The 21,170-nt window shown below is 55.2% G+C and carries 15 protein-coding genes, 1 rRNA gene, 1 other RNA gene and 1 pseudogene; 7 read left to right on the top strand and 11 right to left on the bottom strand.

Features of this window, described 5'->3' with window-relative positions; genetic code table 11:
* Window positions 1–103: 103 nt before the first annotated feature.
* Entirely contained in the window at window positions 104–1,852 is a 1,749-nt protein-coding gene (pyk, locus tag KQI26_RS10515; protein ID WP_118428626.1) for a pyruvate kinase, read from the bottom strand.
* A 301-nt stretch (window positions 1,853–2,153) separates the two neighbouring features.
* Here pyk and KQI26_RS10510 point away from each other — a divergent pair, with 301 nt between their 5' ends.
* From KQI26_RS10510 to KQI26_RS10500, 3 genes are all read left to right on the top strand, one after another.
* Entirely contained in the window at window positions 2,154–2,720 is a 567-nt protein-coding gene (locus KQI26_RS10510) for a zinc dependent phospholipase C family protein (RefSeq protein WP_216504377.1), read from the top strand.
* Window positions 2,721–2,962: 242 nt separating this feature from the next.
* Window positions 2,963–4,153, top strand: a complete 1,191-nt coding sequence (locus KQI26_RS10505; RefSeq protein ID WP_118428623.1) for a coenzyme F420-0:L-glutamate ligase — start codon at window positions 2,963–2,965, stop codon at window positions 4,151–4,153.
* Window positions 4,154–4,282: 129 nt separating this feature from the next.
* Complete coding sequence (locus tag KQI26_RS10500; protein WP_216504376.1) at window positions 4,283–4,885, top strand: hypothetical protein; 603 nt, start codon at window positions 4,283–4,285, stop codon at window positions 4,883–4,885.
* 297 nt (window positions 4,886–5,182) lie between these two features.
* Here the strand turns inward: KQI26_RS10500 and KQI26_RS10495 are convergent, their stop codons facing one another.
* From KQI26_RS10495 to argF, 7 genes and pseudogenes are all read right to left on the bottom strand, one after another.
* Window positions 5,183–6,298, bottom strand: a complete 1,116-nt coding sequence (locus KQI26_RS10495) for a DHHW family protein (protein ID WP_216504375.1) — start codon at window positions 6,296–6,298, stop codon at window positions 5,183–5,185.
* A 12-nt stretch (window positions 6,299–6,310) separates the two neighbouring features.
* A complete protein-coding gene (locus KQI26_RS10490; protein ID WP_118747345.1) occupies window positions 6,311–7,711 on the bottom strand; it encodes an MBOAT family protein in 1,401 nt (466 codons plus the stop codon).
* A 65-nt stretch (window positions 7,712–7,776) separates the two neighbouring features.
* Complete coding sequence (locus KQI26_RS10485) at window positions 7,777–8,247, bottom strand: DUF4358 domain-containing protein (RefSeq protein WP_216504374.1); 471 nt, start codon at window positions 8,245–8,247, stop codon at window positions 7,777–7,779.
* A gap of 150 nt (window positions 8,248–8,397) precedes the next feature.
* Window positions 8,398–9,837, bottom strand: a complete 1,440-nt coding sequence (proS, locus tag KQI26_RS10480; protein ID WP_118428618.1) for a proline--tRNA ligase — start codon at window positions 9,835–9,837, stop codon at window positions 8,398–8,400.
* A gap of 116 nt (window positions 9,838–9,953) precedes the next feature.
* A complete protein-coding gene (locus KQI26_RS10475) occupies window positions 9,954–11,300 on the bottom strand; it encodes a sodium:alanine symporter family protein (protein WP_216504373.1) in 1,347 nt (448 codons plus the stop codon).
* A gap of 140 nt (window positions 11,301–11,440) precedes the next feature.
* Window positions 11,441–13,201 carry a threonine--tRNA ligase gene (thrS, locus tag KQI26_RS10470; protein ID WP_216504372.1) on the bottom strand — a complete coding sequence of 587 codons (1,761 nt, stop codon included), beginning with the start codon at window positions 13,199–13,201 and terminating at the stop codon, window positions 11,441–11,443.
* A 325-nt stretch (window positions 13,202–13,526) separates the two neighbouring features.
* Window positions 13,527–14,171 (bottom strand): annotated as a pseudogene (gene argF / locus KQI26_RS10465) (ornithine carbamoyltransferase); the annotation flags it as partial.
* A gap of 158 nt (window positions 14,172–14,329) precedes the next feature.
* Here argF and KQI26_RS10460 point away from each other — a divergent pair.
* The gene (locus KQI26_RS10460; RefSeq protein ID WP_216504370.1) at window positions 14,330–15,562 is read left to right on the top strand and encodes an endonuclease Q family protein; all 1,233 of its coding nucleotides are present in this window, start codon (window positions 14,330–14,332) and stop codon (window positions 15,560–15,562) included.
* Window positions 15,563–15,807: 245 nt separating this feature from the next.
* Here the strand turns inward: KQI26_RS10460 and KQI26_RS10455 are convergent, their stop codons facing one another.
* Both KQI26_RS10455 and KQI26_RS10450 read right to left on the bottom strand, forming a co-directional pair.
* The gene (locus KQI26_RS10455) at window positions 15,808–17,055 is read right to left on the bottom strand and encodes an MFS transporter (RefSeq protein WP_216504369.1); all 1,248 of its coding nucleotides are present in this window, start codon (window positions 17,053–17,055) and stop codon (window positions 15,808–15,810) included.
* A complete protein-coding gene (locus KQI26_RS10450; RefSeq protein ID WP_216504368.1) occupies window positions 17,052–17,843 on the bottom strand; it encodes a zinc dependent phospholipase C family protein in 792 nt (263 codons plus the stop codon). Before KQI26_RS10450 ends, KQI26_RS10455 begins: the two co-directional genes overlap by 4 nt.
* 240 nt (window positions 17,844–18,083) lie before the next feature.
* Between KQI26_RS10450 and smpB the strand changes: the two genes are divergently transcribed.
* Together smpB and ssrA are read left to right on the top strand one after the other, a co-directional pair.
* Window positions 18,084–18,542, top strand: coding sequence for an SsrA-binding protein SmpB (gene smpB / locus KQI26_RS10445; protein WP_118428605.1), 459 nt, complete (start codon window positions 18,084–18,086; stop codon window positions 18,540–18,542).
* A 30-nt stretch (window positions 18,543–18,572) separates the two neighbouring features.
* Window positions 18,573–18,920: a transfer-messenger RNA gene (gene ssrA / locus KQI26_RS10440) on the top strand.
* A gap of 585 nt (window positions 18,921–19,505) precedes the next feature.
* Here ssrA and spo0A read toward each other — a convergent pair.
* Window positions 19,506–20,246, bottom strand: coding sequence for a sporulation transcription factor Spo0A (gene spo0A, locus KQI26_RS10435; RefSeq protein ID WP_216504367.1), 741 nt, complete (start codon window positions 20,244–20,246; stop codon window positions 19,506–19,508).
* Window positions 20,247–20,964: 718 nt separating this feature from the next.
* Here spo0A and KQI26_RS10430 point away from each other — a divergent pair.
* A 16S ribosomal RNA gene (locus KQI26_RS10430) occupies window positions 20,965–21,170 on the top strand; the annotation flags it as partial.

Here is a 21,170-nt window from a genome sequence, read left to right as displayed (position 1 = left end):
TATCTTGTAATCACAGCAGCGAGACAGGAACGGGAGCCTGTTTCTCAAAACTCCATCATTTAAATGGCAAAACCCAGGGCAAAGCCCTGGGTTTTGTGTTTTGTTATGCTTCTTTGGTGGCAGCGCACACTGTGCCGGTGGCAGCATCCAGCGTGACGCAGGAGCCGCTCTTCAAAAGGGCGGTGGCGTTGACAGCCCCCACCACGGCAGGGATGTCCAGGGCCAGCGCCGAAGTGGCGGCATGGGAATCCAGCCCTCCCTGCTCGGTGATCAGACCGGAGAGACGGCGGATGGCGGGCATCATTTCGTTGGTGGTATAGGGAACGGCCAGGATGTCACCGTTGGAGACACTTTTCAGCGCTTCCTGGGCATCTTTGCACACCACCACAGGGCCGGTGACGCATTTCCGGGTGACGCCGGTGCCCGAAAGCAGCAGATCACCGATGACTTCCACTTTCAAAAGGTTGGTGGTGCCCGAGACACCCAGAGGCAGACCGGCGGTGAGCACCACCATGTCGCCGTTTTTCACAAGGCCGGCCTTTTGGGCGGCTTCCACTGCACCGGCAAAGAGGGCGTCGGTGCTGTCGGCTTCCGGAACCACCAGGGGGCAGACACCCCATACCAGGCTGAGCCGCCGCTGGCTGCGCACGCTGTTGGTACAGCAGATGATGGGCACCGGGGGACGGAACCGGGAGATCATCCGGGCGGTGCGTCCCGATTTGGACACCGGAATGATGGCAGCGCAATGCAGGCTGGTGGCCGTGGTGCAGGTGGCATAGGAAATGGAGCTGGTGACGCTGGGTACCGCCGAGGGGGCCTCTTCCCGCAGCCGGTTCTGATAGTTGATGTTTTCTTCGGTGGAAAGGGCGATGGCCGCCATGGCCTCCACGGCCTCCACCGGATACAGGCCAGCCGCTGTTTCGCCGGAGAGCATGACGGCGCCGGTACCGTCATACACAGCGTTGGCCACATCGGAAACCTCTGCCCGGGTGGGGCGGGGATTTTTCATCATGGAATCCAGCATCTGGGTGGCGGTGATGACGATTTTTCCCTGGCTGTTGGCCTTTTTGATCATCATCTTCTGGATGGGGGGCAGCTTGTCAAAGGGAATTTCCACCCCCATATCGCCCCGGGCCACCATGACGCCGTCGGACACAGCCAGGATCTCGTCGATGTTCTCCAGGCCTTCGGCGTTTTCAATTTTGGAGATGATCTGGATGTCGCTTCCAGCCTGGCGGAGGATGCGGCGCACCTGCATCACGTCATCGGCCCGGCGGACAAAGGAAGCGGCGATATAGTCATAATCGTTCTTGACGGCGAAGAGCAGGTCTTCTTCGTCCTTTTTGGACAGATAGGGCATGGAAAAGCGCACGCCAGGCAGGTTGACCCCTTTCCGGTCGGAGACCGTGCCGCCGTTGAGCACCCGGCAGACGATATCGGTGTTTTCCACCTTTTCCACCGTCAGGCCGATCAGGCCGTCGTCCAGCAAAATGGTGCAGCCGGGCTGTACATCTTCATACAGGCGCTCATAGGAGATGCCGCAGCCCGTTTCATCACCGGGCTCGTCGGTGCGGCGCAGAGTGAACAGTTGGCCTTTTTCCAGCTGCACTTTTTTATTGGCAAATGTCTTGAGGCGGATCTCCGGGCCTTTGGTGTCCAGAAGGGCGGCCACCGGCAGGGAAAGCTCCCGGCGCAGGGCGTCGAAGCGGTCAAACCGTTCCTGCTGCTCTTCATGGGTGCCGTGGGAGAAATTGAATCGGGCCACATTCATGCCCGCCTCCATCATCCGGCGCAGGATGGCCGGATCGTCACAGGCGGGGCCCAGGGTACAGACAATTTTTGTTTTTCGCATGATTTTTTTCCTCTTCTTTCTTTCCGCGCGCCTTTTTCGGCAGCGGCCCGGCGCGGTCGGGCCGATCTGCTCACGGGATAAAGCCATATACAAAGATATGGTACCACCCCCCAGCGGCCATCGTCAAGGCAAATCCACCAAACAAGAGGCAAAAAAGACTTTTCAAATTCTTAACAAATTACACATGACAGAAGCGGGCTTTTATCATATGATATAGATAGATGAAAGGAATGGCCTTTCATTCAATCTTTCGCCGGTTTGATCCGGCCTGTAAAATCTTTTAGGAGCTGATGAAGAAAAAATGCTGCTCATTCCCCATATTCGCATTGCCCGTCGTGTCAGCGGAGTTCTTCGGGAGCGTTTTCAGGTTCGCCTGTCCCCGGTGGTCTTCGCCTTTGGGAGCATTTTCCCCGATCTGGCGAAAAATGCCGTCACCGGTTATCACGACATCAATGAAGCAGTGAGCCGGGTGGAAGGGTTTTTGGCCAAGCGTCCCAAGAGCCGGCTGGTTCAGAGTTTCCGCTTGGGGGAGATTTGTCACTATACCGCCGATAGTTTCTGTCGGGTGCACATCCACCACGATCAGTATACCCTGAAAGAGCATATGCTGTATGAAATGCGCCAAAGCCGTCAGATGAAGCGGCAGCTGCCTCTGGCCGGAAAGCTGGCCATGGAAGATGTGTATCCTTCCCGCAGCGGCGCCTTGGAGCGATTTTTCAGCGAGCAGCGGGAATTTGCTGCCCAGAAGCACAGCTATGAGGAAGAGACCAATGCCGTTGTCCGTGGCTGTGTGCTGGTGCTTCACAGTCTGGCCCGTCAGCCTTGGGAGGAAGCCCGTCCCGTGGCCCTGGTCCAGGCCGGATCGTAAGTCCAGTTTTTGATCATCTGCTAAGCCGTACCCACAGTGGTACGGCTTTTGCTTTGAAAACAAATAGTATTTATCCTAATAGGATAAGCATTTCGTTATATTCTAATTGTAAACTTTTCCACCAAGGGGAAGAAAAGCGAAAAAATGGTTTTTTTCCAGCCCATTTTTCCTGTATAATAAAATGGTTGGGGAAAAGAACACCAACTTATTACCTGGAATACAAACAAAGGGAGTATGATACAGTGGAAAGATTAGTGGGAACCGTTTCCCGGGGCATCCGCGCCCCCATTATCCGGGAAGGGGACGACATCAGCAAGATCGTAGTGGACAGCGTGCTCAGCGCTGCGGAAAGCAGCGGCTTCCAGATTCATGACCAGGATATCATTGCCGTGACCGAAGCGGTGGTAGCCCGGGCCCAGGGCAACTATGCTACCGTGCAGCAGATCGCCCAGGACATCAAGAGCAAATTCGGCGGGGAGACCATGGGTGTGATTTTCCCTATCCTCAGCCGTAACCGTTTTGCCATGTGCCTCAAGGGCATTGCCATGGGCGCCAAAAAGATTGTGCTCATGCTCAGCTATCCTTCCGATGAAGTGGGAAATCACCTGGTGGATCTGGATGCTCTGGACGAAAAGGGCATCAACCCCTGGACCGATGTGCTCACTGAAGAGCGATTCCATCAGCTGTTCGGGCCGGCCCGCCACACCTTCACCGGGGTGGACTACATCGCTTATTACAAAGAGCTGATCCAGAGCTGTGGCTGTGAGGTGGAGGTCATTCTGGCCAACGACTGCCGCACCATTCTGGACTATACCAAAAAGGTCCTTTGCTGCGATATTCATACCCGGGCCCGCACCAAGCGGCTTTTGCAGAAGGCCGGGGCCGAGACCGTCTATTGCCTGGACGAGATCCTCACCCAGCCGGTGGACGGCAGTGGCTGTAACGAGCAGTTCGGTCTGTTGGGCTCCAACAAGGCCACCGAGGAGCGGGTCAAGCTCTTCCCCAGAAACTGCGCTCCGGTGGTGGAAAGCATCCAGAAGCAGATGAAGGAACGCACCGGAAAGCATGTGGAAGTGATGATCTACGGCGACGGCGCTTTCAAAGATCCGGTGGGCAAGATCTGGGAACTGGCCGATCCGGTGGTGGCCCCCGCTTATACCGCCGGCCTGGAGGGTCAGCCCAACGAAGTCAAGCTGAAGTACCTGGCGGACAACGACTTTGCCGATCTGGAGGGCCAGGAGCTGAAAGACGCCATCTCCGATTACATCCGGCACAAGGATGCCGATCTCACCGGCAAGATGGTCTCTCAGGGCACCACACCCCGCCGTCTCACCGATCTGGTGGGCTCGCTGTGCGATCTGACTTCCGGCAGCGGCGACAAGGGCACTCCCATCGTTCTGGTGCAGGGTTATTTCGACAACTACACCAAATAAACAGGGCAAAAATACCAAAAAAACAGAGCCAAGTTTGGCTCTGTTTTTTATTTCCAAATATTGACGGGGGGGGTACTGTTATACTATAATAAAATAAAAAAATAATTTAATGACAAAGGAGGGGCAAAAATGAAAAAGAAAATGATGGTGGCTGTGGTGCTGGTGGCTGTTGTGGCCGTGGTAGGTGTGGTCTTCTGGCGGCGCAATGCAGCCGGAGAAAAGGAGGACGAAGCCTTTCTCCAATGGATTCGCCCCTTCTACCAGGAAGAACAGGACAATTACATCTTCCAGGATGCCCAAGGGGCGGACATCACCCAGAAGGTGATGGAGGATACCCAGGATTGGGCCAAGGCGGAAAAATGGGGCAAAGTGCAAAGCTATGTGCTGGAAAACATCACAAAAGCCTGGCATGAGACGGTGAAGGCCGAAAAGGGCCGGGTACAGCAGACCGCCGTGTTCGGCCAGAGCACCGGCGACAAAGGTCCCTGGGTCTTTTTCACCCTGGAAGGCACCGTGTATTATAACCAGGCCACTGGCCAGATTACTTCCCAGGAGCAGGGAAGTCTGAAAGACATCTGGCTGCTGCCCCGGGACGACAAAGCGGTGACGGGCCAGTCGGTGACTGGAGACATTTCCACCGATGAAAAATCGGCCGCTTACACCGGTTATGTGGAAGTGGGAGACAAGGGTAAATTCTATGGGGAAATGAAAGTGGAAGTTCCCCAAGGCTAAGGAAAAGCAAAGGCCTGCTGCAAACTGCGGCAGGCCTGAGCGTGTCGAAAAAGTGGCTTAGGCCACTTTTTCGAGTTTTTGCAAGGGGCTGGCGGCGAGCCGGCCCCGTGTCGGGACAGCCATACTGCGCTCCCGCGCTGGGCCGGTTGTACGCAGAAAAGCAAAGAAAGTATGGCCGTCCGGCCACCGGACCAGCGGGGCGCCCCGCCCTTGAGAAGTGCAAAAAGCCACGCACAGGTCGCGGCTTTTTGCGGATTGATAGGGGTAGGGCGGCAGGCCTTTTTCATATATTTGGTTTTAGCGGCTGAGCAGCCCCACATTCACATCTTCGGCAAAGTTTCCGGTCTGATAGAGCACCAGGATCTCATCGGCGCCGCATTGGGCGGCGTATTCGCTGATGGGGGTGCGGTTATACCGGGGATCGAACACATAGATCTCCTCGTAGCTTTCCGCCAGATAGGGAAGCAGGCTGTTGGCAAAGGAATCCTTGACCACCAGAAGAGTGCCATGGGCCTCCTGGTTTTCGTTGCGGATGGTGAGGGCCGGCGGGTTTCCGCCGAAGAACAGGGAGTATTTGTCCTTCTGATCCAGATAGGAGCGGTCGTAGATGGAGGTAGGCTCCTTGCCCGGCTGTTCCATGGTCAGGCCGGGGAAATCATACCAGGTGATGGTGTCCGGCTCATAAAAGCGTGCTCCCGCCTGGCTGTACAGGGTGCCGTAGAAGTCCGGAGTCTCTTGCTTGACGGCCTCCAGCTCTTCCTGGGTGAGAATCTCGTCCTCCCGTCCTGCGGCCTTCATATAGGCTTCGTAGGCCAGATAAGCACCCTTTGTGGTCCAGTGGTGGTCGGTGCGGTAGTAGATGTATTCCTCCCGGGCGTCCAGAAGGGCTTGGGCCACCGGGATGTTCTCCGCCTGCTGCAGCTGAGAAGCCCGATCCAGAAGCTGCTGCTGGTCATAGCTGGGGGCGTTTGCGGGCAGCTCATCCTGGTAGATGTACGCACTGGTGGGCACCAGCATAAAGCGGGTGGGCAGGCCAGTGTTCTGGGCCAGGGCGTCAATGGCGGCAAAGTTTTGTTCCACCCGGGTTTCATCCGGGGGATCAAACCGGGCAATCAGCCGGTCGCCGGCAAAATAGATGCCGTTGTTTTCCTGCTTGAGCATGGCCCGCTCGCAGATGTATTTCAGGCCCACCCAGGTGTCCCGCAGGGGGAATTGGTCGGTGAGGTAGGTCTCGAAGTCCTGGGTCCACTCGCCGGAGAAAAGACCCTTCCAGGAGAAGTCCGGCCGCTGGGCCAGGGTACGGTTTTCCATGGGGGAAAACTCCCGGTCGGGCCAGCACAGATTGAGCACGGCGCACACCAGAACGAAAAGGACGAACAGCCCGCACAGGGCAATGGATTGTTTTTTGCTCATAAATCGATCCTCCTAAAAGCGGAAATAGAGGAAGGGGTTATAGGAGGCGTCCACCAGATAGGCGGTGGACAGCAAAAGCCCCAGGAAACACAGGGCCATGGCCGCGCCCCACCGATGGGAGGGCTTGAGCCGCAGCCAAAGTTTTTTGCCCAAAGGCAGGCTGGCCAGGACCAGAATCAGCAGCAGAGGCAGGTAAGAGACCAGCCGGTACAGACTGGCGCTGTCCCACAGCCCGTTTCCGCCGCCAAACATGGCGCCGATATAGCCGAAGGCCCGGGAAATATCCTCATTGGCAAACAAGGCCCAGCTGATGAGCACTAGAAACAGGGTGTAAATATGCCCCAAAGCGGCAGGGGCCTTTTTCAGAAGGGAAAGGAGGAAGGCCTTTTCCACCATCAGAAGCACGGCGAAGAACAGGCCCCAGCACACATAGTTCCAGGAAGCGCCATGCCAGATGCCGGTGAGCATCCACACAACGAAGATGTTCCGATAGGTTTTCAGCAGGCCTTTCCGGTTGCCCCCCAGGGGGATATATACATATTCCCGGAACCAGGAGCTGAGGGAGATGTGCCAGCGCCGCCAGAATTCGGTGATGCTCCGGGAGATATAGGGATAGTCAAAGTTGATTTTGAACTCAAAGCCCAACATACGCCCTAAGCCGATGGCCATGTCGGAATAGCCGGAGAAGTCAAAATAGATCTGGAAGGCAAAGGCCAGGACGCCCAGCCAGGCTCCCAGCACCGAAAGGGAAGAGGGGTCCATGGTTTTGTAAATCTCCCACAAGGCGCCGATGTTGTTGGCCAGCAGGACCTTTTTTGCCAGGCCGCACACAAAGGTCTGTACACCCTGGGCAAACTGCTCCACGCTTTCCCGGCGCTCCCGCAGCTGGTCGTCCACATCCTTATATTTGACGATGGGGCCAGCGATCAGCTGGGGGAACAGGGTGACGAAGGTGCCGAAGGACACGATGTCCTTCTGGGCCCGGGCGTCTCCCCGGTAGACATCGATGGTATAGGACATGGTCTGGAAGGTGTAGAAGGAAATGCCGATGGGCAGCCCCAGACCCAGGGGCTCCAGAAAGCTCAGGGCGGGGAACACAGCCCGGAGATTGGTGACGATAAAGTCATAGTACTTGAAAAAGACCAAAAGCCCCAGGTTGATGATCACCGAGCTGGCCACTACTTTCCGGCAGAACCGGTCGTTTTCCCGGTGGCGGGCAATGAGCAGGCCATGGCTGTAATCCACCAAAATGGAGAAGATCATGATGAGCACATAAATGGGCTCGCCCCAGCCATAGAAGATCAGGTTGAGAACCAGAAGGGCCAGGTTCCGCCATCGGCGGGGTGTTATGTAATAGATGCCCAGAGTCAGGGGCAAATAGAGAAACAAAAAGAGTATGCTGCTGAAAACCATCGCTCCAACGCTCCTACTTGGATTTTTTCAAAAAAAGAAGGGGCCGGGGTGACCCGGCCCGCCGGTTAGAATGCCTTTTCAAAAGCCGCTACGGCCTCGTCAGCCTGGGGAGAGACCACATAAAGGATGAAATCTCCTTTTTCCACAGTGCGGCTGTCTTTCACCGTGTCATACACCTCGGGCAGATACTGCTTCCAGGTGCTTTCCAGATCGGCCTGCCGTTTTTCGATGGCGCTGCGCACAGCGTCCATGTGCCCTTCTTTCACCTGAGCCACAAAGAATTCGTCGGCCTGCACATTGGTTGCGGCAAGTTCCCAGGCGTAGGATGTGAGGTCATCGGGGGAAAGACCGTAGAAGCTTTGCAGCAAAGTTTCATCTCCCGCCTCAAGCATGGGCAGATTTTCTTCTCCCACAGCGGTTTTCATGCTTTCCAGAAGCTGATCGGGGGTTTGATCGGTGCTGCTCTCCTTCTGGGTGCAGCCCCAGAAAGGGAAAGCGAAAAGGGCACAAAGGCAAAGCGCCAGCCATCGTTTCATAGATAAAATCCTTTCTTTTTGTCATAGTATTCTTTTAGACGCAGGCCGAAGGCCGTTTGTTTCTTATTTTGGGAAGGAAAACAGATTTTATGCAAAACGCCCAAAAAAGCGCCCGGAATTTCCGGGCGCTTTTTCTGCTTTTTCGAGGGATCAATAGGCAATGCCGAAGATCACCATATACTTGGCAGGCTTGCCGCAGACGGGGCACACATCGTCGATGTGCTCCTGCTCAAAGGGGATGCAGCGGGAGGGCATGCCAGTTTCGTTTTTGATGACCTCTTCGCAATGCTCGTCGCCGCACCACATGGCCTTGACAAAGCCTACGCGCTTTTGCAGGATGTCCTTCATCTCCTGGATGTTGTGGGCCGGGGTGATGTTGCCTTCCAGATTGGCCTTGGCCTTTTCGTAGATGGCCTTGGCGAAGTCCTTCAGCATCTGCTGGGTGCTCTCCACCAGATTGTCCAGAGCCACCACGGTCTTTTCCCGGTTGTCACGGCGCACCAGTACGCAGTTGCCGTTTTCAATATCCCGGGGCCCGATTTCCAGACGGAGGGGCACGCCCTTCATCTCGTACTGGGCATATTTCCAGCCGGGGGATTGGTCGCTGTCGTCCAGCTTGACCCGCAGGCCGGCCTTTTTCAGTGTTTCAGCAATCTCGGCGGCCTTTTCCAGCACGCCGGGCTTGTGGGCGGCCACCGGCACGATGACCACCTGGATGGGAGCGATGGCCGGGGGCAGAACCAGGCCTTCGTTGTCGCCGTGGGTCATGATGATGCCGCCGATGAGGCGGGTGGAGATGCCCCAGGAAGTCTGATGGACATACTGGAGCTTGTTTTCCTTGTCGGTGTACTGCACACCGAAGGCTTTGGCAAAACCGTCGCCGAAATAGTGGGAAGTGCCGCTCTGCAGAGCCTTGCCATCGTGCATCATGGCCTCAATGGTGTAGGTCTCCATAGCGCCGGCAAACTTCTCCCGATCGGTTTTCCGGCCCTTGATCACCGGCATGCACAGATATTCGGTTGCCAGCTTTTCATACAGGTCCAGGATGTCCAGGGTTTCCTTCCGGGCGTCCTCTTCGGTGGCGTGGGCGGTGTGGCCCTCCTGCCACCAGAATTCCCGGGTGCGCAGGAAGGGGCGGGTGGTCTTTTCCCACCGCACCACGCTGCACCACTGGTTGTACAGCTTGGGCAGGTCACGCCAGGACTGGATGATGTGGGCGTAGTGCTCGCAGAACAGAGTCTCGGAAGTGGGGCGGACGCACAACCGCTCCTCCAGCTTTTCGCTGCCGCCATGGGTGACCCAGGCCACTTCGGGAGCAAAGCCTTCCACATGGTCCTTTTCCTTGTTCAGCAGGGATTCGGGAATGAAAATGGGCATTGCCACATTCTCATGGCCGGTCTCTTTGATCATGCCGTCAAAGATCTTCTGAATGTTTTCCCAGATGGCCTGGGCATAGGGGCGCATGATGACGCAGCCACGCATGCTGGAATAGTCGATCAGTTCGGCTTTTTTTACGATGTCGGTATACCACTGGGCGAAGTCTTCATCCATGGGGGTGATTTCCCGCACCATTTTTTTGTCGTTTGCCATATTATATCCCTCTTATCGCTCCATAAATTGACGCATATTCGTAAAATGCGTCAATATTATATCAGTATTTTGGAAAAATGGCAAGGGAAAGCCACTATCTCCCGGATAAACTGCCATTATCTCCTCCGGTATTCCCGCAAAAGGGAAGCGGAAAGGCCGCTGAGGGCCAAAAGGGCCGCCAAGTTGGGCAGGGCCATCAGGCCGCAGCACAGATCGGCCAGCTCCCACATCTTTCCCACATCCATCAAAGCGCCCAGAAAAACGCACAGGCACACCCCCAGCCGGTAAGGAGCGATCCCCAGCTTTCCAAAGAGATACCGGGCATTGGCTGCGCCGAAAAAATACCAACCCAGAAGGGAGGAGAAAGCAAAAAAGAAGATGCACAAGGCGATAAAGGGACCGCCCCATTTTCCCAGCACCGCCGAAAAACCGGCCTGAGTCAGGGCTGCGCCGGTGAGAGAGGCATCGGGGGTGAGGACACCGGTGACCAGGATCACCAGGGCGGTGAGGGTCAAGATCACAAAGGTGTCGATAAAAACCCCCAGCATAGCCACATACCCTTGCTGCACCGGATGCTCCACCCGGGCCACCGCGTGGGCATGAGGGGTGGAGCCCACTCCGGCTTCGTGGGAGAAAAGCCCCCGGGCCAGCCCCAGGCGCATGACTTTTTTGGCGGTGACGCCGACGATGCCACCGGCCAGGGACTGGGGAGCAAAGGCACCCACAAAAATCGAGGAAAGGGCGGGGAGAAGGTTTTCACGGAAGCGGAACAGGACAAAAGCAGAACCTAGCATATAAAACAGGGCCATCACAGGCACCAGACGCCCGGTAAGGGCGGCCAGACGGCGGATGCCGCCGGAAAAGGACACAAAGCACAAAAGCGCCACAGCGATGCCGGTATACAGCGGGGGCATGCCGAAAGCGGCCTGAAAGGATTCCCCGATGGCGTTGGACTGGACCATGGCCCCTACAAAGCCCATGGAGAATACCACCAGAAAGGCAAAAATCACCGCCAGCAGCCGTCCGCCCAGGCCGGGAAAGGCGGCCTTGATGTAATAGACCGGCCCACCGGTGACGGTGCCGTCCACCTTCCGCCGGAATTTCTGGGCCAGTACTGCCTCACCAAAGGCGGTGGCCATGCCAAAGAAGGCGCTGACCCACATCCAGAACACCGCTCCCGGACCGCCCACGGCAATGGCTGCCGCCGCACCCGCCAGATTGCCGGTGCCTACCTGGGCGGCTACGGCAGTCATCAGCGCGCTGAAGGAGCTCATGCCATCCTGGGAGGCCTTCTGGGAAAAGGCCCCGTGAAACACCTGACGGCAGGCGGGGAAAAAGCCCCGCAGCTGCACAAAGTTGAAGCGGAGAGTGCAAAATACCCCAGCACCTCCCAGAGCCAAAAGAAGGAAGGGGTCCCACAAAAAGGCGCTGATTTTGTCAAATTGCTGCCAGAACAGATCCATTTTCAGTCCCTCGCTTTTCTGTTTTCTCAGAAAAGTCTATGAGAAAATGGAGTAAACTATGAAAAAATCCCCCAAAGGCAGCGCCTTTGGGGGATTGAGTGTGTCAAAAAAGTGACTTTTGCCGCTTTCCCGAAAAACTATTACATGGCCCGGGTCTTTACTTCTTCGCCGATCTTCTCCATGAACTCTTCCAGGCTCATCACCTGAGTCTCGCCGGTTTTCCGGCTGCGGACGGCCACCTGGCCGCTTTCCGCTTCCTTGTCGCCCAGCACCAGCATATAGGGGATCTTCTCCAGCTGAGCTTCCCGGATCTTGTAGCCGATCTTTTCGCTGCGGTCGTCCAGCTCACAGCGCAGGCCCATGGCGGTGAGCTTCTCCATCACCTGGACGGAATACTCGTGAGTCCGGTCGGTGATGGGCAGCACCTTCACCTGCACAGGAGACAGCCAGGTGGGGAAAGCGCCGGCAAAATGCTCGGTGATGACGCCGATGAACCGCTCGATGGAACCCAGCAGAGCCCGGTGGATCATGACGGGACGGTGCTTGTGGCCGTCTTCGCCCACATATTCCAGATCAAACCGCTCGGGCATCTGGAAGTCCAGCTGGATGGTGCCGCACTGCCAGGTGCGTCCCAGGGAGTCGGCCAGATGGAAGTCCAGCTTGGGGCCATAGAAGGCGCCGTCGCCGGCGTTGATGACAAAGTCCTTGCCCATCTCCTGGATGGCGGCCTGGAGGGTGTCCTCGGCAAAATGCCACACTTCTTCTTCGCCCATGTGGTCCTCCGGCATGGTGGACAGCTCGATGCGATAGGTCAGGCCGAAGGTGGAGTAGATCTCGTCAAACAGCCGCACCACATTTTTGATTTCTTCCTTCATCTGGTCGCGGGTCATGAAGATGTGGGCGTCGTCCTGGGTGAAGCAGCGCACACGGAACAGACCGTGGAGAGCGCCGGACAGCTCGTGACGGTGCACCAGGCCCAGTTCGGCCATGCGCAGAGGCAGATCACGGTAGGAATGGGGCTGGTTCTTATACACCAGCATGCCGCCGGGGCAGTTCATGGGCTTGACGGCGTAATCCTCTCCGTCGATCTTGGTGGTGTACATATTATTTTTGTAATGATCCCAGTGGCCCGAACGATGCCACAGCTCCTGGTTGAGGATGATGGGGGTGGAGATCTCCACATAGCCATAGCGCTTGTGGCACTCACGCCAGTAATCCAGCAGAGTGTTTTTCAGCACCATGCCCTTGGGCAGGAAGAAGGGGAAGCCGGGGCCTTCCTCGGTCATCATGAACAGGCCCAGCTCTTTGCCCAGTTTCCGGTGATCCCGCCGCTTGGCCTCTTCGATCTTGGCCAGATAGGCGTCCAGCTCATCTTTCTTGGGGAAGGCCACGCCGTAGATCCGCTGCAGGGTCTGACGGCTGCTGTCGCCACGCCAGTAGGCGGCGTTGCAGGCGGTGAGCTTGATGGCGTTGCCTTTGATGCGGCCGGTAGAGTCCACATGGGGGCCGGCGCACAGATCGGTGAACTCGCCCTGCTTGTAGAAGGAGATCACTTCGTCCTCCGGCAGATCCTGGATCAGCTCCACTTTGTAAGGCTCGCCTTTTTCCTCCATGAAGCGGATGGCCTCTTCCCTGGGCAGCTCGAACCGCTCCAGCTTCAGCTTTTCCTTGCAGATCTTCCGCATCTCGGCTTCCAGCTCGGAAAGCTGATCCTCGGAGAAGGGTTCAGGCATATCAAAGTCATAGTAGAAGCCGTTGTCGATGGCAGGACCGATGGCCAGCTTCACTTCCGGATGCAGCCGCTTCATGGCCTGGGCCAGGATGTGGGAGCAGGTGTGCCAATAGGTCTTGCGGTATTCTTCGTTTTCAAAGGTGTACTGGTCGTTCTGGTTTTCGCTCATGGCAAAATTCCTCCTTTTGCGGGGCGGCGGATAATGAATGAAAAACAAAAAAAGCCTCACCCCTGAAATTTTTCAGGGGTGAGGCTTTGAAAAGTCCCACGGTTCCACCCTGCTTGCGCCAAAGGCGCCGCTTGTGACCTCTGTAACGGGAGGACCCGTCCCGCTTATGTCGCGGGCAGCTCGGAAGTGGTCAGGCCGCGGCCGCCGCAGGATGCTCGCAGCAAAATGCATCCCTCTCTGAACGGTGCTTTGCGGTTTCGTCTTCGTCAAAGCCGATTTAATAAGGACACTATATCACCGGTGGGGAGGCTTGTCAAGGCGGATTTTAGCCCATCAGAAGAGCCATGACGGCCTTCTGGGCATGGAGACGGTTTTCCGCTTCGTCGAAGATCTCCTGGGCATGGCCTTCGAAGACTTCTTCGGTGATCTCTTCGCCCCGGTGAGCGGGCAGGCAATGCTGGATCATGCAGTCGGGTTTGGCCACCTTCATCATTTCGCTGTTCACCTGGAAACCGGCAAAGGCCTGTTCCCGCTGGGCCTTTTCCTGCTCCTGGCCTATGGAGGCCCACACATCGGTGAAGATCACATCGGCGTCCTTGGCCGCTTCCATGGGGTCCTGGGTCATGACAAATTTGGCATCGGTCACCGTTTCGGCATAGGCCAGCACATCGGGATGGGGCTGATAGGAAGCGGGACAGGCGATGGAGACATCCATGCCGCATTTCAAGCCGCCTACGATGATGGAGTTTGCCATGTTGTTGCCGTCGCCGATGCAGCAGATCTTCAATCCTTCCAGCTTGGCCTTGTGCTCCCGGATGGTCATCAGGTCAGCCAGCACCTGGCAGGGGTGAGCCATGTCGGTGAGACCGTTGATCACGGGGATGGAGCCATATTTGGCCAGGTCTTCCACTTCCTGCTGGTCAAAGGTGCGGATCATGATGCCGTCGCAGTACATGAGTAAAACCTTCGCTTGTTTACGACTATATGCATGAATATGCAATCATCAGATTGCGCAAGATGAAAAGGGGTTTTTGAGAAAAATGTATATTATATCAACATGGCGTTTAAATATTCACAATGCGCCATCGTGGAAAAAGGGCTATAATAGGCTCCAAAGGAGGGGAGACTGTGGTCATTGCCGATCTGCATATCCATTCCCGTTACAGCCGGGCCACCAGCCGGGATGGAGATCTGGAGCATCTGGATCTGTGGGCCCGGAAGAAGGGGATCGGCCTTGTGGGGACGGGGGATTTTACCCACCCGGCATGGAGAATGGAACTGAGAGAAAAACTGGAGCCCGCCGAAGAAGGGCTTTATGTGCTGAAAAAGCCCTACCGTTTGCTGGATGAGGGAGAAAGTCCTCGGTTTGTGGTCACCGGAGAAATCAGCTCCATTTATAAAAGGGACGGAAAGACCCGAAAGGTTCATAATCTGCTGCTGTTGCCCTCTTTGGAAAAGGGGGAGGAGCTTTCGGAGAGGCTTTCCCAGGTGGGGAATCTGAATGCCGACGGCCGTCCCATTCTCAAACTGGACAGTGAGGATCTGCTGGGGATTCTGCTGGACACATCCCCGGAAGGAGAGCTGATTCCGGCCCATATCTGGACGCCCCATTTTTCCATGTTCGGGGCCTTTTCTGCCTTTTCCACTTTGGAAGAGTGCTTCGGCGATCTGGCGGGGCATATCCATGGCATAGAGACCGGCCTTTCTTCTGACCCGCCTATGAATGCCGGTGTGTCTGCCCTTGAAGGGCTGCGGCTTATTTCCAACTCTGATGCCCATTCCCCGGGAAAACTGGGGCGGGAGGCCAGTCTCCTGGAGATCGATCTGTCTTATCAGAATTTGCTGGACGCCATCCGTCAAGGGGAGGAAAGTGGATGGCGGGGCACCATTGAATTTTTTCCCCAGGAGGGCAAATACCACTGGGATGGCCACCGGGCCTGCGGGGTGTCCATGGCGCCGGAGGAAGGGGAAAAACGGGGCAACATTTGCCCGGTGTGCGGCAAAAAGATGACGGTGGGGGTGTGCCACCGGGTGCTGGAGCTGTCCGGCGCTGGAAAAGCAGACATGGCCCCCTATGAGAGCCTGGCTCCTTTGCCGGAGACCATTGCCGCCTCTTTAGGGGTGGGAGTTACATCGGTGAAGGTGAAGCGGCTGTATGAAAGCTTGCTTTGTCAGTTGGGGCCGGAGTTTTTCATTCTGCGTCAGGCCAAAATAGAGGATGTGGAGAAAGTGGCCGGGGCCTGTGTGGCTCAAGGGCTTTTGAACCTGAGAGAGGGAAAGGTGTGCTGGGAACCGGGGTATGATGGAGTCTACGGTAAACTTCACCTTCTCACAGAGCAGGAACGAGAAGAGCTGAAATAAAAAAAGAACTGCTTGGAGGCAGTTCTGAGCGTGTCGAAAAAGTGGCTTAGGCCACTTTTTCGAGTTTTTGCAAGGGGCTGTATGCACGCCTTTGGCGCACACTTGCCCCTTGAGAAGTGCAAAAAGCCACGCACAGGTCGCGGCTTTTTGCGGATTTATAGGGGTAGGGCGGACGACCCTTTTCGTTATATAGGTTTTTCGACAGTCTGAGAACTGCCTGGAGGCAGTTCTTTTTATGATAAGGGTTATTGACGGGAGGGGATCTTCATCGCTTTGCGCAGCAGCAGAAGCCCCAGAGGAAACAGAAGGGAGAGCGCGGCCACGCCGGCCCGGGAGGTGTTGAACAGCTGGGTGGAGAATCCCATGATCATAGCGCCGGTAAAGGAGGCGCTTTTTCCAAAGATATCGAAGAAACCGAAAAATTCCGCCGAACGCTCTTTGGGAATAATCTTGGCGTAGTAGGAGCGGGACAGGGCCTGAATGGTACCCTGGAACACTGCCACACACACGGCCAGGAACCAGAATTCCCAGGCGCGGTCCAGCTGTAGGGCAAATACCGTCACAAAGAAATAACCCAGAATACAGACCTGGATCAGGTTTTCCGGCTTGTAGCGGCGGCAGAGCTTGGCGAAAAACAGGGAACAGGGAAATGCTACCACCTGGGTCAGAAGCAGGGCCAGCACCAGGTTGGTGTCGGAGATGCCCACATCCTTGCCGTAAGAGGTGGCCAGGTCAATAATGGTATAGACCCCGTCAATATAGAAGAAAAAGGCCAGCAGGAACCAAAAGATCTTTTTTTCCTTGCGGATGTCCCGCAGGGTGCGCCCCAGACGGCGGAGACTTTCCTTTACCGCACCAGGGGCCCGGGGAACAAAGTGGACCTGCTGGTAGTTTTTCAGCAAAGGCAGGGAACAGCCGATCCACCACAGGGCGGTGATCAAAAAGGCAATACCGGTGGCGGTGGCCGTGCCTAAGCCGGTTTGCTCGGCCGTCAGGATCAGGGCCAGGCAAAGGACAAAGGGAAGGCAGCTGCCCAGATATCCCCAGGCATAACCCTTGGAGGATACCATGTCCATACGGCTGTCTTCGGTCACATCGGAGAGCATGGCGTCATAAAACACCAGACTGCCGGAAAAACCGATCTTGGCCAGGATGAACAGCACCAGAAATCCCATCCAGCCCAGAGGCATGGGCAAGGCCAGGCAGCCCGCCGCGCCCAAAGCCAGCATGGCGGTAAAAAGGGGCTTTTTAAAACCTTTGGTGTCGGCCAGAGCCCCCAGGGTGGGGCCCAGGAAAGCCACTACCAGCGTACAGAAGGCGGCGGTATAGCTCCAATAGGCGGTGGCGTCGTGGTCGGCCACTCCGGCGGCGGAGGTGAGGTTTTTGAAAAAGATGGGCATGATGGTGGAGGCCATCAGCACAAAGGCCGAGTTGCCCACATCATATAAAACCCAGCTGCGTTCCAGGGGAGTCAGGCGGTCCCGGTTTTTCATAGGGCGTCTCCTCCAAAGGTGAGGTTCAGCCGGGAAGAGAAGGCGTCGCCATTGTCCAGGGCCTCGAGGAACAGGGCTATCTGGGAAGCGGTCTCTGCCACTTCGCCCTCCAGAAGCTCCATCAGCACCCGGCTGGTTTCCAGACAGGCCGGATAGGGCTGGGGACGAAGGATCAGGCCGTGAAATTTGTCATACAGCCCGCCCAGACGCATTCCACCCAGTAAAATCCTCTGAAGAGGTGCCGAGGGATTGGAGAGCACACGGCAAATTTTTTTCATGGAGGAAAGGCAGGTCTGCCACTGCCGGGCGGTGGTGCCCGGGTAGAAAGGTTCGATGACAAGGCCCAGAGAGCGGCTGGGCTGAATATGCTGTAAGGGGTCAAATACCCCGGGCGTCAGCCGTTCTTTTTCCATCAACGCCCGGTCCAGCTCGGTTTCGATCAGGTGATGGGACAGGCTGAGGTGGCCGTCAATATAGGGATGGCACCGGGAATCCAGCATATAATGGCACAAAAAACCGGCCAGATAGCTGCGGCGGGAGGGCGTGGCCATGGTATGCATTACAGAGCGGGCCTTTTCAAAAAAGACGGTGCCCGGTTCATCGTGGATGGCGTTTCCCAGACGGGAGACGGCATTGGGGGTGAGGGGATGGTAATAAAACAGGGGGTCGGGGCCGTGAAGCCCCACATAAAAGGCGGCCTGATCGGCCGATACCTTTTTGGCCAGATCCTCCGGCAGGGCCTGGAGCACCTTGCGGCCAAAAACAATATGGGCATAATGAGTGGGCATGAAGTCACTTCCTTTATTCTATGGATCATGCTCTGACAGGATAGGGCGCGTTTGTAAGCCGGGGAAAAAGAAGAAATAAATTCCCGGTAAAACATCCCTTCCACCAGACGATTTTAGTATAACAGCCCGGGCCTTGCGGCGCAAGGGCGGAGAAAAGGGGAGAAATTTGTAACACAGTTGTCACTTTACAGAAAGCTTTCTCCGTGGTAGCATAAAAAGAGACAGAAAGGGGGCCGCGCAATGGCCGACGGGACAAAACTGCTGGCGCAGAACAAAAAAGCGCGGCATGACTTTTTTGTGGAAGAGACCTACGAAGCGGGTATATCCCTGGCGGGCACCGAGGTGAAATCCATTCGGGCCGGCCGGCTCAACCTGAAAGATTCCTATTGTAGCGTCAAAGACGGGGAATTGTTTGTTCTGGGGATGCACATCAGCCCTTATGAGCAGGGGAATATCTTTAATAAAGATCCCATGCGCCCTCGCCGCCTTCTGATGCACAAAAGGGAGATCCTCCGGCTGTATGGGCTGGTGAAAAAGGATGGTTACGCCCTGATTCCTTTGTCGGTCTATTTGAAGCGGTCCCGTGTGAAGATTTCCATTGGGCTGTGCAAGGGCAAAAAGCTCCACGATAAGCGGGAGAGCATCGCCCGGCGGGATGCCCAGCGGGAGATTGACCGGACCATGAAAGAGCGGCGGTAGCATCCGCTCAGAGAGTTGTGATTTTGTTTTGGGGACGCCAAGGTTTCGACGGGGACTCTGAAACAGGTTTAGCGGGCAGAGGCGCATACCCTCTTTAAAATGTGCAGTTTATAAATTAAACAACAACTCTAAAGTAGCTTACGCTGCCTAATTAAAGGCGGCCGTCCTCGCCGGAAGGGCCACGAGCCGGATGAGGGCGTGGATTAGTGGCGTCCGTGAGTACGCAAAGCTTTGAGCGTGCCATGCATCATGAAGCTACCAATGGATAAAGCCTGACGAGCGGCGTTGCCCTGCGGGAATGTAAAAGATCGTCTGCGCCCGGAGAAGGACCTGTGGATCGGTTTTCGGACAGGGGTTCGATTCCCCTCGTCTCCACCAGCATAAAAAGCAGCTGCAAAAGCAGCTGCTTTTTTATTTTTGCCCAATGGCGTGTTTGTAGAGGTCCTCAATTTGACTGATATTTTCTCTTGTATCTTTTGAGCGTGATATATTATAATAGGTTAAAGTGGTAGGGGCCACTTTTTTTATCGCACTTGGCCGGATTTTGTTTTGCTCCAGGGAGAGGAGATGCCATGTCTGAAACACGAAAGGTTTATATAGGTCGGCTGATTGGACGCTGTGTGATTTTTGTGATTTGCCTATTCATGTATCTATTCCGGCGGGATTTCTTCACGGTTCTGGATGGGATGAATTTTTTCAAAGAGTTTTCCCTTCTGCACCTTTTGTGGGGTGTGTGGGTGGTGGACATGACCCTTCAGATTATCCCCATCAAAAATAAGGTGCCTCTGGGATCGCAGAAGTTTTTTCCAGTCGTTTCAAACGCTGCATTGCAGTGCTGCGAATGTACCGACAAGCTTTGTGCCCAGTACTGCCAGAAACTCCGTTCTTAAATACAGAAAACGATACAAAGAGAAACGCCGCACAATCATGGATTGGCGGCGTTTTTTGCTGTCAACGGGAAAATCATCCAGCCTGGTGGATCTTCAAGCGCAAATGATCGGCTACCATAGAAATGAATTCACTGTTGGTAGGTTTGCCTCTGCTGCCGGAGATGGTGGCGCCGAAATATTCTTGCACGGCGTTTAAATCGCCCCGGTCCCAGGCGGATTCGATGGCATGACGGATGGCCCGCTCCACACGGGAACCGGTGGTGGAGTGGCGCTTGGCCACAGTGGGATAAAGCTCCTTGGTCACTGCGTGGATCACATCGGTATTCTGTATGGTCATGACAATGGCTTCACGCAGATAGCGGTGCCCCAGAATATGAGCAGGAACTCCCAACTGATGCATGGCTTCAGTAACCAAGAGGGTAATGTCGGTGTTGGCCGGTTGGGGAGTGGGTTGGCAGATTCGCTGCAAAAGCACAGATATGTCAAAAGGTTTGGGCATAAAGTGCTGAGCGCCCAGAGCGGAAGCCTCGGCCAGGATCTGGGGACTGGAAAAGGAAGGAGTTACAATAAAAAGCGGACACTTCTCAGGCAACGCGGCAATTTGACGCAGCGCCGCAAGACCGTCCAATTTGGCTAAAACGGTGTCGGTCACTACCACATCGGGATGGAGCTGCTGCACCAAAGCGACCAGCTCTTCGCCGTTGCCGGCCCGGCCAATCACCTGAACGCGGGGATCCTCCTCCAGCTGGCCAGCCAAAAGACTGAGAAATTCAACACTGTCATCTGCAATAATCACGGTGGTCTTGCTGTTCATGTTCACTCTCTCCTCGGTATTTTATCAACAATAAAGAATAGAAAGAATAAAGGGATCTGGGAAAATATTCTGCGCATATAGTACAATAGCATAGCAGACGCTGGCAAACAATATCACATATAGTAGGATTTGGTAGCAAATTATCTAAAAACAATTAGTAATATATAGGAGATATATACATTCTGTGGAAGGGGATGGAAAAGCATATAATATATATAATAATGAGAAACAGAGCCTTTTCAGGCCACGCAAAAAGAAAAGCAAAAAAGATGGAGAAAAGTGTTGACAAAAGGAGAAAAAAGCGATATACTAACCAAGCTGTCCCGCGAGGGACGGTGAGGATCGGAAAACTGGTCAAGAACTTCGAAAAAAGTTCTTGACAAAGAGATTCAGATCTGATAAAATTATCAAGCTGCACTTCGCAGGACGCCAACGAAATCAACGGTTCTCGGTTGAATCCGAAAGAAACCTTGAAAAAAGTAGTTGACAAACGCGAGTGAGTGTGGTAAGATAATCAGGCATCACAGTGAGGGACACGATCCCGAGCGAAGGGTGCAAGACAAATTAGCACATTGTAAATTAAACAACGCCAAAAGAGACAAGGACCCTGAGAGATTTATTTGAGTTTCAAAAGTGAGTACTTTTGAAACAACAAGGTTTTAAGCTGAGATAAACAGCTCTAAAAAGGCATGAGGCACTTCGGTGCTTGATGAATAATTTTTTAGAGAGTTTGATCCTGGCTCAGGATGAACGCTGGCGGCATGCCTAACACATGCAAGTCGAACGGAGCACCCCTGACAGAGATTTCGGTCAATGGATGGGAATGCTTAGTGGCGGACGGGTGAGTAACGCGTGAGGAACCTGCCTTTCAGTGGGGGATAACACATCGAAAGATGTGCTAATACCGCATAACATAGCGATGGG

Source organism: Intestinimonas sp. MSJ-38 (genome assembly GCF_018917925.1).
In the GTDB taxonomy this organism is placed as follows: Bacteria; Bacillota; Clostridia; order Oscillospirales; family Butyricicoccaceae; genus Pseudobutyricicoccus.
The sequence above is the reverse complement of the archived record's forward strand: the minus strand, read 5'-3'. Positions and strand labels throughout refer to the sequence as shown.